Consider the following 13,797-nt stretch of genomic DNA (forward strand, 5'->3'; position numbering starts at 1 on the left):
GTATGGTGATTTCTACAACTTACTTAATATTTCACGTAATTGTTCGTCCTTTTCAAGCATTTCTACACATACATTTCCTACAACTGTCGCTGACCTAGAATAGTGTTCAGCCAATTCTAGTGTTTTGTGTAATATATCAGGATATTTTTCAATTACTCTCATCGCTTCACCTTTTTGATAAAAATCACAGCTTAATAAACTCTCAATATTCGTTCCAATGACGTCTACATGGATTTTATATATATTTTCTAACTTCATTACTATATCAAGTAGTTCTTGAAAATTAACTAATACTTCTTCTCCAGAACCACTATCTCCCATTGATACTTGCATTATTGAATACCTCCTAACGAGAATTGTCTCGGGTCAATTAACTTTTTATATGGCATTTTTAACACGTCATACAATTTCTTATTAACCGCATAGAGGCTCACCCAGTCATATCGATTACGTTCTACATCTATTTGAACGTAATCTTCTCCTTCAGTGAAATATAAGAAACATTCCCATTTTCCTCCTCTATTACTACGAGGCCTCGTATACGTTTCTATCGCTATAACGTCTTTATTTGATAAATCTTTTTCCTCAAATGTTTGTTGTTCTGCCTCTGTCATTCTCTTTGAGAAAAATGTATCTTCTATTTCCCTCGGTTCTCTCAATAAGAAAGGGATGCGTGTTAATAATGAAAAATATACGTCTGGCTTTGGTATGTAGTCGATCTCGTATTTTTTATTTGGTTCTATTTCCGTTAATACAGCCACTCGGTCTTTATCCTCTTTTAAAAAGCCAATTAATACATTATTCATTCTCGTGTATTCATGACAATTTTCATATTCCTTTAATAGTTCAATTATTTGAAAAGCTGCAGGGGTAATTCCATTTTCACTTGTAAGTAGGCCTTTTTCTTTTAAACTCGTAGTTGCTTTCGTGACACATTCTGCATCAAGTAAAATAATTGCGTCACGGTTTGGCAATCCAAATATATCCGTAACTCCAGCTGCACCTGCGAGAACATATAATTCAGCAGGTGCAAAACTCATTTCTTTCCCCATTCTTTTATCCCTCGTTTCTCCATCACAGTTGTTTTATCGCTCTTACTTCCGATTTATCTCCGTACGTTTGAATGCTTTTATCTAACTCTTTCAAAGCTTTCGTATGCCCCTCAAATGCCTCTACCATTTCTGAATTATATTGAATGATTAAATCAAGATAACTTAAAAATGCATCTCTCGTTTTTCCATTCCATTTCGCACCTGTGACATATGCTTTTAAGTCTTTCGCTTGGTTTAAAGAATCCTTCATACCATTTTCAATGTTTTGTGCGTAAGAAATGGCACTTGCAGTGTTACTTCCTATAATTTCAACCTCTTTACCACTCATGTTAGTTCCCCCACATTCTTTGTATGCTTAATGGATAAAGTTTTCAAATTCCTTTTTCTTTTCTTCAAAAGCCTTGGTCGCTGCAGCGTATGCTGACGCTTTCTCCGATTCTGCTTTCGCTTTATATTCCAAATACTTTGCATAAGCTGTACTTTTTGCAGATCCAATATCGCTTAATGCACTTTTAAAATAGGATAATACTGTATTTAAGTCTTCATCCTTTTCATGACGTTTTTGTTCAAATTCAACTGCCGGAATTTTATTAGCTTCTAAGCCATTACTTTTACTCTCATAATCTCTCTTCGCTGATTCAACCTCTTGAATGAATTGCTTTAACTCTCTTTCTTTATCTTTTAAATAATCATGTAAATCATCATACCGATCTCGTTTCCTCGCACTTTCTGTAAAACCAGACGCATTTAAAAAAGCATTGTACAATTCATCTAACATCTTTCTCCCCCTTTAGCACAATAACTATGTAGTTAAATTCGTATATTTAAACATGAATATTCATTACATTAAGAATTAACAAATAATTATTTTTACATATTGCTATTTTATCAAAGGGATTTTAACATTTCCATATTTTATGAATGGCTTTCGCATTTTTCTTCAATAAAGTGAAACTTTAATCAATATGACTATGTATTTATGTGCAGAAATAATAAAAAACACTGCCAGGCGCAGTGTTTTTTATTACTACCTTTTATCCAATTCATTCGTATTAAATCCTTGCTTGAGAGTAAGACCAGTTCTTTCTTATTTCATCAACAACTATTTCTGGATAATCCCAATGAAGCGTACGAGTAGGCTCCCTGATTCGTTATACTATTCCTTAGGCTGTTTTATTTCTATATTCATTCCAATATTTTGGCTCAGTCGCGCTTAAAAGAACAATAGAAAAAGGATCTGATATGAATATCAGATCCTTAACTTTAATTTCTTAATACATACATCTTTTTACACGATAACTGGTTCATACGTGCTCAAATTATCATACTCAGTTTTTACAATACTAGGCGGAAGGTTAACACATCCTCAGATTCACCTTTTCTTGTAGCAGTGCATAATGTTTAATAAAATTAAAGCATATTTTTACTTACCAGACTTAATTTTTTCGTTATATTCTTCTAAAGTTAACCCTTTTTCTTTTAGATAAACAGCAACTTCTTTTCCTACATAACGATAGTGCCATGGCTCATACTTAATGCCAGTAATATTCTCTTTATCTTTTGGATAGCGGAGAGTAAATCCATATTCTGCAGCATTCTTATCTAACCATTTGAATGCATCGGTAGTTTCAAATTTTGCATTTAAATCCTCTACAGTATTCTGCCATTCAACTGAAATAATGTCTAACGCTAATCCAGTATGATGTTCACTTGCACCAGGATACTGAAGATATTCCAATGCCTTAGCACTAGCCTCTTTATCCGACAAGCCTTGAGATTTATAGCTTTTAACTGAAGCATCATAATAAGTTTGTTGTAATTTTATAGCTCGATAACCTGATCTTAAATAAAGATTGATTCCCTCTTTTTTTGCAGCTGCTACCATATCCTGATAGGAAGTTGCAATTCTACTATCTATTTTCATATTTGGCTTCGCATTTTGGGTGATACTTGTTAATTCAATTCCTAGTTCCTTTGATAACATATGCTCTCTATTTACAAGGATAATTCTCCAATCATTAACATCAGAGATAGGTAAAACATCTTTTTTCTTCGCATGTATTTCATTTTTATTTTTATCGTTATTATTAGTAGTTGCCTGAGATGTTTGCTTTCCACTACAAGCAGCAAGACTCCATCCCATTGCTAATACCAATGCTAAAATTATAAATTTTTTAATTGTATCTCATTCCCTTTTTGTTTATTAGTCTTTATACCAATTTCCCAACACGTCTCTAGGAATCTCCTTGAAATCCTTCAAAGAAACGGGGCCGACAAATTTTTTAATTCCATGTTTTTTAGAATTTTCATCCGAATAATCTTTTAAAAATTGAATTTTAAATTGTTTCTTACCATCAGCATAGTCGGTTACTGTCGGTACGATTGCCGCTTGTCGTATACCAAAAGTTTTATCTTCATACTTAACAAATTGTACATAAGATAATCCTCCAACCAATGTTTCTAGTTTTTCTTGCGCAGAAATAAGATTTCCAAGAGAATAATAGATTAGCGTTTCATGTCCATCTTTATTTTGTTTCCACTCAATTGGTTGAATTACATGTGGATGATTTCCAATTACTACATCTACACCTAAATCTGTTAAATATTGAGCAACTTCTTTTTGTTGCTTTGAAGGTGTTGAGGTATATTCTACTCCCCAATGCACCATAACAATCACCATATCAGAGCTACTCTTCGCCTTTTCCACATCATTTTGTATCGCTTTTTTATCAATTAAATTTAAAGCCCAAGACTTATCAGCTGGAATTTTAATTCCATTCGTACCATATGTATAATTGAGTAACGCAAAACGAATACCATTTTTTGTAATCGTTTTTATTTCATTACGCTCGTTTTGACTCTCATTAATACCTACCGGGATAACATCCGGATATTTCTTCCAGTATTCTCTTGTATTCGCAACACCTTTAATACCCATATCCATAGCGTGATTTGTCGCTTGCGTCACTATATTGAATCCAGTGTCCACTAAAGATTGGCCTACTTCTTCAGGTGTATTGAAAGTCGGATATCCCTGTACTTTTAAATTATTTCCGGCAATCGGAGTCTCCTGGTTCACTATAGCAAGATCACTTGATTTAACAGCTTTTTTGATATTTTCATAAATATAATTATAATCATATGAACCGTCTTTTTGTTTGCCATCTTTAATTACTGCTTCATGATATAAATTATCACCCGTTGCTATTAAATTCACAACCGATTGTACTTTTTTATCTTCCGTAAAATTAGGAGACTGTTGGATAGGACTTTTATCTACCCAATTCGGTGCTTTTAATGATGTATCTATATTGGATTCAGCCGGTGGTAATGAAGCTTTAGATGTCTTAACATCTGTATTACCACAAGCGGTTAAAAGCACTAAAAAAATAAGACATACTAAAAAAAACTTTTTACTTTTCTGTAAAGTATCTAACATGTGATCCTCTTTTCTGTTTTATTCCTTATAACCAGTTCTAACAAATCATTCTTTACAACAACGTATTTGGGTTTTACCCTTAATTATGGAAGGACACTCTATTACACCTGCTTTGAAATATACTAATAATTGTTTTCCGCTTTCTAGCAATCTATCGATTCCATCAGAAATGATAGATTGCTAGAAAAACATAATCCATCAGGATGTCGACTAGTTTGATATACCTGTTCCAATTGCAGTAACTCGTTTAATATTTAAACAAGATAGGAGAATCGTTCATATAGCCTCTTCTCTCGCTTTATGTTTAAGGTGCCTCCAAAAAAAGGGATCGTTGCTGTACCCCTTTACATAGTGCGAAATTTTTGCAACTAATTTCTTTCATTCAAGCGACAAACATTATACCGATAACAATAAGTAAGACCCAAGAACTTATTTTACCAATATACGAAAAAAGTAGCAATCTTTTGCCCCATATAAAGAAGCCAATTAGGAGAAATGAACGAGAGATTCATTCTATTCAATTCCTTCATTGATTAATAAAAAAACAAGCCACCCAACTATTGGATGGCTCTATACTATAAAAAGAATTTGTTATTGGATTACTTCAATTTTCCTTCAAAAACAATCTTCCTACCGCACGGCTCAACTACTGTTTTGCCGTCTTTCTTTACTTCATGAAAGATTGGCTCTTCCATACGACGAGACGGAGCGTAGCCTTCTTGCTCCATACGTGCTAAGCAGTCTGTAATTGTTTCATTTTCAAGTACTTCAAATTTCTTTTTATTAGGTTGTTTTGTCATGCCCTAACCTACTTTCTATTTTTCTTGATGCGAATTGATTTTTCATGTAGACCATATATAACATTGCGAGAATTCCCATTATAATCATAACCGCAATAAAAAAGCTTGTATACTGTATTTTTTCTATAAATACGCCACCTAATACAGGTCCCATAATACTTCCTAAACTAAAAGCAATTCCGGATAATATATTACCTGCCGGTAGTAAATGTCTCGGTAATAAATCTGTCATAAATCCAAGTCCTAACGAGAAGCACGATCCAATGACCATACCCGCTAACAACATGCAGGCAAAGACGATCCAGTAATATTGATCAAATACGGCGGCAAGTAGAAAAATGCCCGTACTTATGCTAAACGTCCACGTTAATATACGGTCCCTTCCGTATTTGTCACTTAATATACCGAGCGGAATTTGTGTAATAATACCCCCAACTGCAAATGCTGGTAATAAGAAGGATACATCTGAAACAGACCACCCTTTACGAAGTGCGTATACTGGTAAGTTACTGTTTAGCATTGCTTCAAGTACGCCATATGCAAGTGGACCCAGCAGTGCAATCCATCCTAATCCAACAACTTGTTTATAACGAGAAAATGATGATTCACTCTTCACTTCTCTTTCATCTTGCGCTGGGAATGCATTTTTTGTTGGAAGTAGTAAAAGCCAACCTATTAAACAAAGTATAGTAGATATAATAAATGGTGTTGCAAGACCGTACTGCACAGTGCTTGCTAAATACGGACCAACGGCAAAACCAATTCCGAAGAATACACCGTATATCGATACTTGTCTCCCTATTTTACTTGGGTCTGATGTTGTCGTGATCCATGTTTGTGTTCCGACATGAAGCATATGATCTCCAACTCCAACTAGAAATCTAAGGATAAACCATACCCAAAATGAAAATGTTTGTGTAAAAAAGAATAATGAAATAATAACGAGAAACCCACCTATAACAATAATCGGCTTCATTCCAAACCTTTGCATCGGTTTTTCAAGAAACGGCGAAATAACTAATATCCCAATGTACAATGCCGTCGCATGAATACCATTAATACTTGAACTAACCCCTTCTTGTTCAAAAATCATTGCAATGGCCGGTAAGAGCATTCCTTGTGACAAACCCGAGATTGCTACAATCCCAACCATAATCCAAAAAGTAAAACGCATTGACATCCTCTGTCCCTCTCCTTCTCACGCTTCCACTTTTCATTATAAACTGTTTCTTCAAATGCGTGTACGAATATTCGCAATAAAAAACAAGCTAAAAGAATGAACCTTTTAGCTTGTTATCTTATCCTTCCCAAACTTGCGCTTTCACATTGTAATGAAAGTGTTTAAAATATGGATTTTCATAAAATGAAGGTCCATATAAGTAATGTTGCATATGAGCTGTTAGTGGCTGCTGCATTTGTAAAGGAACTACAGCTGGTGAAACTTGCATATACATCGGATCTATCATTATTTTTGTATAGATATGATGATTATATGGCGAATAAGCGATTAAGGATGGTTTATGCATTGATAATCTCCCCTTATACATACAAATGTTATAGTATATGCAACACTTCTCATTTCGGGGATTATTTCTGTTCTAACCAATCCTCTACATGTTTTATAAATACATCTAAACAATCAATAAACGGCGAGTGTCCGCAATCTTCTAATACCTTCAACTCTGCATTTGGCAAATGTTTCGCTAATTCCTCACCGACTACTTGCGGTACGACATAATCTCTATCACCTTGTATGACGAGTGTTGGCGCTTTAATACGATGAATTTGTTTACTTCCCTCTACAACCCCATTATGTTCATCTGAAATATTAAATGTAATGAGCGCATAATTCACATCTACGAAATTACGTTGCGTTAACATATCATCTAAATACTTTTCATAACGATCCGGTTCAGGTTGATTATGTGTATATATTAATAGATTCCATACTGTACGGTAATATAGTTTGTTCATATTTTTTATCGCATCTAATACTGGAGCGATTTGTACTGGATCTTGCGCAATTTCTTCTTTCGTCTTTACTAAACTTGATACAATCGGCTGCCCATTCGTATCTTTTTTAAAGATTGGGTATCCTTTCATTCCTACTGATTCTACTAAAATTAACTTTTCTACAAAAGTTGGGTGATTCGCTGTAAATTGCATCGCAACGCCACCACCCATTGACCAGCCCATTAATGAAAATTTCTCTAGCTTTAACTCGTCAATAAATAATTTTACATCGTCTGCAAAGTCTTGTAATGAATCTATCGACTGATTATACGTTGATTGTCCAAACCCTCTTAAATCAAGAGCGTAAATATGGTATTGATCTTGCAACTTTTCAATAACTAAATCCCAATGTTGTGACGATGTCATGTTCCCGTGAATGAGTACAAGAATATCTGTATTTCGCCTTCCAACTTCCTGATATGCAATCGTTTCTCCGTTCGATAGTGAAACAAACTCCATTGTTGCAGGCTTAATCATCACAAGTTCCCCCATTCTATTTAATAGAAAGAAAATTCTTTACTTAATTAAAGAATAGCACGTAGAATATACGTTCGCAACATAAAACCTATAAGAATTTTTTACATAAATCAACATGTCTATTACTAGACAATTATTATAAAAAAGTATATAGTTAGCTAGGTAACTAATTTGAAAGGATCAAAATACATGGACGAAAAACAACATTTTTTTCACATCGTCAGCCAGACTTCTCGGAAGTTTACGAAGAAATTTAATGAACGTGTATCTCCAACAGGGTTATTTAGTGCGCAATGGGCTGTTATTTTCCGCATTAATCAAACTGGTTCTTGTACGCAAACAGAATTATGCCAGTATTTAAATGTTGAATCACCAACGATGACTCGTACGTTAACACGTATGGAAACGATGGGATGGATTATTCGTACAGAAGGTAAAGATCGCCGCGAGAAGCTCATTTCTTTATCCGAAACAGCGATAAAGATGATTCCAGTATGGCAAGAAGAAGTTGATACTTTCGAAGAAAAAACGCTAGAAGGTATTAATGAAGATGATTTACATCAAGCATTTCAAGTGTTACAACAAATTATTAAAAATTTAGATTAAATTGGAGGGATGACGATGCAAAGTGAGAAACTTTGGACGAAGGATTTCCTCGGAACTTGTTTTAGTAGTCTATTTCTCTTCTTAACATTTTACATGCTTATGACTACTCTGCCTGTCTATGTTATAGACGGCCTAAAAGGAAAACCTGAGGAAATTGGTTTAGTTGCAACTGTGTTTCTTATTTCTTCTGTTTTATGTAGACCATTCACAGGAAAATGGCTCGATGATTTAGGAAGAAAGAAAATATTATTTATTTCACTTTCATTATTTTTAGCCGCTACTGTTATGTATTTCGGTGCGCAAAGTTTATTCTTATTACTTGCCCTTCGCTTCTTGCACGGTATTGGGTTCGGGATGGCAACGACAGCTACTGGTACGATTGTAACTGATGTTGCGCCAGCTCATCGACGAGGCGAAGCGCTTGCATATTTCGGCGTATTTATGAGTCTGCCGATGGTAATTGGTCCTTTTTTAGGTTTAACAATTATTTCTCATTTTTCGTTTACTGTGTTATTTATCGTTTGTTCCGTATTTTCATTACTTGCATTTTTATTAGGACTACTTGTAGATATTCCGCACGAAGCACCTGTTAGCAAACAAAAACGTGAAAAAATGAAATGGAAAGACTTAATCGAACCATCTTCTATTCCGATTGCACTTACAGGATTTGTTTTAGCCTTTTCTTATAGTGGTATTTTATCCTTTATTCCTATTTATGCGAAAGAACTCGGTTTAAGTGAAATTGCAAGTTACTTCTTTATTTTATACGCACTTGTTGTTGTCATTTCTCGTCCATTTACAGGAAAGATTTTTGATCGCTTCGGTGAAAATGTACTCGTTTACCCTGCTATCATTATTTTCACAATCGGAATGTTCATATTAAGCCAAGCACAAACTTCATTTTGGTTCCTTGGCGCAGGTATGCTAATCGGTTTAGGTTACGGGACATTAATTCCAAGTTTCCAAACGATTGCGATTTCTGCCGCTCCAAACCATAGACGTGGTTCTGCGACAGCTACGTATTTCTCATTCTTTGATAGTGGTATTGGTTTTGGTTCTTTCATTTTAGGTATTGTCGCAGCGAAATCCAGTTATCATAATATGTATTTTATCGCAGCTATTATCGTTGCGTTCACTTTACTTTTATATTATGGATTACACGGACGAAAACAAAAATTCAAGAAACAACCTACAGACGGAAAAATTTCCGCTTAACGTTAATAAGGAAAGTAAACTTCCCCGTTTACTTTCCTTATTTTGTATTTCTTTCAAGACGAGCGTATACTTATAGTAGAAATAAAAAGGAGGGCCATATATGAAACTAAAAAAATCTCCCCTACTCTTACTTATACTAACATTCATATTTGTAATTACAGGGCTTGGGTTTACTTACTTCAAACATAATAAAACGACCCCATCAAAACATAATGTGACAAAAGAAAACTGGTTAAATGACCCTTACTTACGTTGGTCATATACCCATATGAAAGAATTCACTTTAGTTAATGACGTAAAAAACAATCCTGACCAAATTGCTCACTTCCCTTCCGCATTGCAAAACTTAGACGATTTTGCTGTGGAGCGTAGATTCGGAAATACAACTCCTCTAAAAAAACTTTTAGATGATAACAAAACGGATGCTTTTGTCGTTGTACATAATGGACAACTTGTTTACGAACGATATTTCAATGGGTATAAACAGAATGAACCTCATGGTATGGCATCATTAGCAAAAGTCTTTACCGGGGCAATTATACAATCTCTCGCTGAAGAGAATCGTATCGATTTAGAGAAAACAGCTGACACTTACATAAAAGAATTAAAAAACACACCGTTCGGTAATGCCACACTTCAGCAATTAATGGACATGCAAGTTTCAGCTGAATATCCTACTCATGGATATGAGCAACCTGGGCTAGAAAATCAAGATGCACAATTATATTTAGCTAGCAATATTTTACCCCGCGGCAAAAATTACGACGGTCCGATGAAAATTTATGATATGTTACGGGAAGCCGAAGAAACTGCACCGCCTGGTTCTTCCTTTTCTTACAATAACGGATCAACAGAAACGCTCGCTTGGATTATTAGAACTATTACTGGTAAATCACTAGCTGAAAATGTAAGCGAACGAATTTGGTCTCAAATTGGTATGGAAGAAAACGCATATTACGTTACAGATGAAACAAAAATAGAACAAGCTAGTGCTGGATTAAATGCAACTGCTAGAGATATGGCGAGATTCGGGCAATTACTATTAAACAACGGGGAATATAACGGAAAACAAATTCTCCCTTCTTCTATTACAGAAAGTGTAAAAAATGTACAAGAAGGTGAACTTGAAATTAGTAGTGGCGCTTCTATTTCTTATCATAATCAATGGTGGATTCCCCACAATGAACAAGGTGCTTTCGAAGTGTTAGGTAGTTACGGACAAACACTTTACATCGATCCGAAAACAAATATGGTAATCGTTCATTTCTCTTCTAACGCAACGCCAAGTAATGAAATACATTCGGTTTACTCAAATATGTATATTGATATTGCACATCATTTAGAAAAGCTTCCACAGTAGTGGAAGCTTTTTCTTATTTCGGTGTTTTATTTGAATCCATTATATTATTCCAGGTTTAAAAGCATTCGTAAATCTACTATACTCATCATGGTTATTCATCATTAAACTTTTTATTAGCAATCCAATAAAACGTTACGAAGAGTGTCAATAAAATCCATACTATAGTTAGTAATCCATTGATTATTGCGTTTGAATTTACTCCCCCCGTGACTAACATTTCCATTGCATACTTACTCATACTGGCTGGATTAAGCTGATCCATTATTGGATTCAAACCGACGATTACTCTACAAGCTAAAAGGAAAACAATTGAAATTAATGCAATCATACCTTGACTTTGAAAAATAGCACTTATCATTGTTGTGAAAGATACGATAAAAAGAACCCAAATTAAATAAAATAGTAATCCAGTAATTAGGTGTGCGAATGGAACAACAGTAAAAAGATAATTTACATATATATAAGAAGTAACGAATCCAATTGTTACACTAAACGCTACCATTAAATAGTTCGACACTATTTTCCCACCTACATATGAAGGAACAGTAACAGGCCTTGTTAAAATAAAGGCCAACATACCATTAGCTTTATCTGTTTGAATAGCACCCATCATAGAAATCACTAGAATCATAAGTCCAAGCTGATCAAACTGGGATCCCAAAGTACTCGCTAATACTTCGCCCCCTTTTTGCGTTGCCATACTCGAATCAATGGTAATTCCCTGTCCTCCACCTAACGCTTCTAAAATTGATGGCAAATAATGAGTTACTATCGGTTGTGTTGCGCCTAAAAATATAAAAACAATTGGTAGCCAAATAATCTTGAAATCACGTAACATTTGAACACATTCTTTTTTTATCAATACAATTGAGTTATTCATTTTTGCACCACCAATTTCAAGAAGATTTCTTCTAAAGTATCGTTGCTCATTTCAAATTTAACGATGTTCACTTTATGTTCGAGTGCATTTTGCAATAACATATTTTTATTTATTTCAATGCTTTCAACCTTCACTTTGATTTTAAGCCCAACCACTTCAACGTCCTTCACATACGGTAATTTTTTTACAATTTCAATCCACTTTTGATCTTTAGCTGTTATTTCAATCATTAATTTATTTTCACTATTACGATGTAAAAGTTCCGTAATCGTTGTATCTTCTATTTTTGTTCCATCTTTTATAATGACAAATCGTTCACAGATTTCTTCCGCATCGCCTAATATATGGGTTGACAATAAAATGGTTGTATCTTTTTTTATTTCTTCAATTAAATTCAATACTTCCCGTCGGCCGATTGGATCTAATGCGGATACCGGTTCATCCATGACAATAAGTGACGGTTTATGCAATAATGCTTGTGCAATACCAAGTCGTTGTTTCATTCCACCAGAAAATGTACTAACCTTTGCGTTTTCTTCGTCCTTTAGTCCAACTTTCTCCAAAATCTTTGGAATCGACTTTGACAATTCTTCTTTTTTCAATCCCGAAAGTTGGCCCATAAAGGTAAGCGTTTCTCTCGCTGTCATCCAATGGAAAAAATTAGGATATTGCGGTAAATAACCAATTTCACTTTTCATTTTTGATATTTTTATCCCATTCAATAAAACTTCACCAGCAGTTGGATGAATAATATCCGAAATTACTTTTATTAATGTGGATTTCCCTGCTCCGTTCGGTCCAATTAATCCGACGCATTCCCCCGCTTGCAGTTCCATCGAGAAATTATTAACCGCAATTTTTCTTTTAAATACTTTTGTTACATTTTTAATCTCTAATTTCATAATTTCTCACTATCCTTTCTCCCTATAACGAAGTAGAAAATAGGTCCCAATACATTAATGAAAAGAATAATGAACGTCCATACAAGTACATTTTTTCTTGTTTTTCTATGTCGGTATAAATCAATGAATGCAATGAAAACTAAAAGTACCCCCACTGCAATAACTGGCAATATAATGGGTAGAAAAGTCATAATATCAATGTCTTTAAGATCATTCAATCCATAATGTAGTTGCATTATTGTCATTCCTCCCTAAATTCATTCTCATTATTGATAATGATAAAACATAAACGAATGAATTGCAAACTTTATTCTCATTATTTATAATGAGAATAAAAATACATAATAAATAAGGTGAGCGAATGAATAATAAAGTTGAAATTTTAATGCATCCGGTAAGAATGAAAATTTGCCAAGTATTAATGAGAAATAAGGAAGATGGGCTAACACCATTAGAAATGGTAAAAATCATTAAAAATGTACCACAAGCCACACTATATAGACAGCTACAAACTATGGTTGATTCTGGTATCGTCCATGTAATTAAAGAAAAAAAGGTGAAATCTGTTTCTGAAAAATATTACGCAATCAATGAAGAAGATGCAAAAATTGAAGGAAGTGAATGGAAAGGATTATCTGATGATGAAAAGTTAAACTACATTTCCTATTATCAGTTATCACTTATGACACAATATCAAAGTTACCTTAAGAAATTAGAGGAACAAAACAGTCAAGAAGATACTGCTACTTTTTCTGTAGTAGAATTAAAGCTAGATGAAGAACACTTTGGAAAATTTCAAAACGAACTTAACGAATTAATGATTAAATACTACAATAGCCAAAGTAAAGGCGACGAAATAGAGACTCCGGTTCGGACTGTCGCTATTACAATTATTCCAGAAACTTAAATTTACTCGATATAAAAATGCAAATCAATAATTTGAACTAAATCCTGAAAACAGGATACCTCTCAAAACACCTAAACCATCTGCTTCCTATATTCTCTTTAGGGGCTAGGTGGTTTAATTTTTCTTGAATTCACACACAAATGTAG

The 13,797-nt window shown here is 34.2% G+C and carries 17 protein-coding genes; 4 read left to right on the plus strand and 13 right to left on the minus strand.

Going from position 1 to position 13,797, the window contains the following annotated elements:
- Positions 1-12 precede the first annotated feature (12 nt).
- The 10 genes from MR136_RS06235 to phaZ all read right to left on the minus strand — a co-directional run bounded on the left by MR136_RS06235 (position 13) and on the right by phaZ (position 7,781).
- Positions 13-333, minus strand: a complete 321-nt coding sequence (locus tag MR136_RS06235) for a hypothetical protein (RefSeq protein WP_017673903.1) — start codon at positions 331-333, stop codon at positions 13-15.
- Positions 333-1,052: a DUF5081 family protein gene (locus MR136_RS06240; protein ID WP_242259289.1), complete on the minus strand. Its 720-nt coding sequence runs from the start codon at positions 1,050-1,052 to the stop codon at positions 333-335. The genes MR136_RS06235 and MR136_RS06240 overlap by 1 nt, the downstream gene beginning before the upstream one ends.
- Before the next feature lie 22 nt (positions 1,053-1,074).
- Complete coding sequence (locus MR136_RS06245) at positions 1,075-1,380, minus strand: WXG100 family type VII secretion target (protein ID WP_000014535.1); 306 nt, start codon at positions 1,378-1,380, stop codon at positions 1,075-1,077.
- Between the two features lie 27 nt (positions 1,381-1,407).
- Positions 1,408-1,830, minus strand: a complete 423-nt coding sequence (locus tag MR136_RS06250) for a hypothetical protein (RefSeq protein ID WP_006920446.1) — start codon at positions 1,828-1,830, stop codon at positions 1,408-1,410.
- Between the two features lie 645 nt (positions 1,831-2,475).
- Positions 2,476-3,207 carry a M15 family metallopeptidase gene (locus tag MR136_RS06255; protein WP_000241986.1) on the minus strand — a complete coding sequence of 244 codons (732 nt, stop codon included), beginning with the start codon at positions 3,205-3,207 and terminating at the stop codon, positions 2,476-2,478.
- A gap of 48 nt (positions 3,208-3,255) precedes the next feature.
- Positions 3,256-4,491, minus strand: coding sequence for a CapA family protein (locus MR136_RS06260; RefSeq protein WP_242259290.1), 1,236 nt, complete (start codon positions 4,489-4,491; stop codon positions 3,256-3,258).
- A 599-nt stretch (positions 4,492-5,090) separates the two neighbouring features.
- Entirely contained in the window at positions 5,091-5,291 is a 201-nt protein-coding gene (locus MR136_RS06265) for an NETI motif-containing protein (RefSeq protein WP_000166303.1), read from the minus strand.
- The gene (locus tag MR136_RS06270; RefSeq protein WP_000062798.1) at positions 5,275-6,471 is read right to left on the minus strand and encodes an MFS transporter; all 1,197 of its coding nucleotides are present in this window, start codon (positions 6,469-6,471) and stop codon (positions 5,275-5,277) included. Before MR136_RS06270 ends, MR136_RS06265 begins: the two co-directional genes overlap by 17 nt.
- A 118-nt stretch (positions 6,472-6,589) precedes the next feature.
- Complete coding sequence (locus MR136_RS06275; RefSeq protein WP_000549500.1) at positions 6,590-6,817, minus strand: hypothetical protein; 228 nt, start codon at positions 6,815-6,817, stop codon at positions 6,590-6,592.
- Between the two features lie 61 nt (positions 6,818-6,878).
- Entirely contained in the window at positions 6,879-7,781 is a 903-nt protein-coding gene (gene phaZ, locus MR136_RS06280) for an intracellular short-chain-length polyhydroxyalkanoate depolymerase (protein WP_000594877.1), read from the minus strand.
- A gap of 189 nt (positions 7,782-7,970) precedes the next feature.
- On the opposite strand from phaZ, the gene MR136_RS06285 reads away from it, so the two are divergent.
- The 3 genes from MR136_RS06285 to MR136_RS06295 all read left to right on the plus strand — a co-directional run bounded on the left by MR136_RS06285 (position 7,971) and on the right by MR136_RS06295 (position 10,962).
- Positions 7,971-8,387, plus strand: a complete 417-nt coding sequence (locus tag MR136_RS06285) for a MarR family winged helix-turn-helix transcriptional regulator (protein WP_000343680.1) — start codon at positions 7,971-7,973, stop codon at positions 8,385-8,387.
- 15 nt (positions 8,388-8,402) lie between these two features.
- Positions 8,403-9,602: an MFS transporter gene (locus MR136_RS06290; protein ID WP_001190318.1), complete on the plus strand. Its 1,200-nt coding sequence runs from the start codon at positions 8,403-8,405 to the stop codon at positions 9,600-9,602.
- 100 nt (positions 9,603-9,702) lie between these two features.
- A complete protein-coding gene (locus tag MR136_RS06295; RefSeq protein WP_242259291.1) occupies positions 9,703-10,962 on the plus strand; it encodes a serine hydrolase domain-containing protein in 1,260 nt (419 codons plus the stop codon).
- Positions 10,963-11,053: 91 nt separating this feature from the next.
- Here the strand turns inward: MR136_RS06295 and MR136_RS06300 are convergent, their stop codons facing one another.
- The 3 genes from MR136_RS06300 to MR136_RS06310 are packed head-to-tail and all read right to left on the minus strand — an operon-like array spanning position 11,054 to position 12,980.
- Entirely contained in the window at positions 11,054-11,842 is a 789-nt protein-coding gene (locus MR136_RS06300; RefSeq protein ID WP_001065773.1) for an ABC transporter permease subunit, read from the minus strand.
- Positions 11,839-12,744 carry an ABC transporter ATP-binding protein gene (locus MR136_RS06305; protein ID WP_000764116.1) on the minus strand — a complete coding sequence of 302 codons (906 nt, stop codon included), beginning with the start codon at positions 12,742-12,744 and terminating at the stop codon, positions 11,839-11,841. The genes MR136_RS06300 and MR136_RS06305 overlap by 4 nt, the downstream gene beginning before the upstream one ends.
- Positions 12,741-12,980: a PLD nuclease N-terminal domain-containing protein gene (locus tag MR136_RS06310; protein ID WP_001175971.1), complete on the minus strand. Its 240-nt coding sequence runs from the start codon at positions 12,978-12,980 to the stop codon at positions 12,741-12,743. The genes MR136_RS06305 and MR136_RS06310 overlap by 4 nt, the downstream gene beginning before the upstream one ends.
- Before the next feature lie 125 nt (positions 12,981-13,105).
- On the opposite strand from MR136_RS06310, the gene MR136_RS06315 reads away from it, so the two are divergent.
- Positions 13,106-13,651, plus strand: coding sequence for a transcriptional regulator (locus tag MR136_RS06315; protein ID WP_001060889.1), 546 nt, complete (start codon positions 13,106-13,108; stop codon positions 13,649-13,651).
- The last annotated feature ends 146 nt before the right edge of the window (positions 13,652-13,797 follow it).

It is taken from the genome of Bacillus cereus group sp. BfR-BA-01311, assembly GCF_022664295.1.
Taxonomy (GTDB): domain Bacteria; phylum Bacillota; class Bacilli; order Bacillales; family Bacillaceae_G; genus Bacillus_A; species Bacillus_A cereus.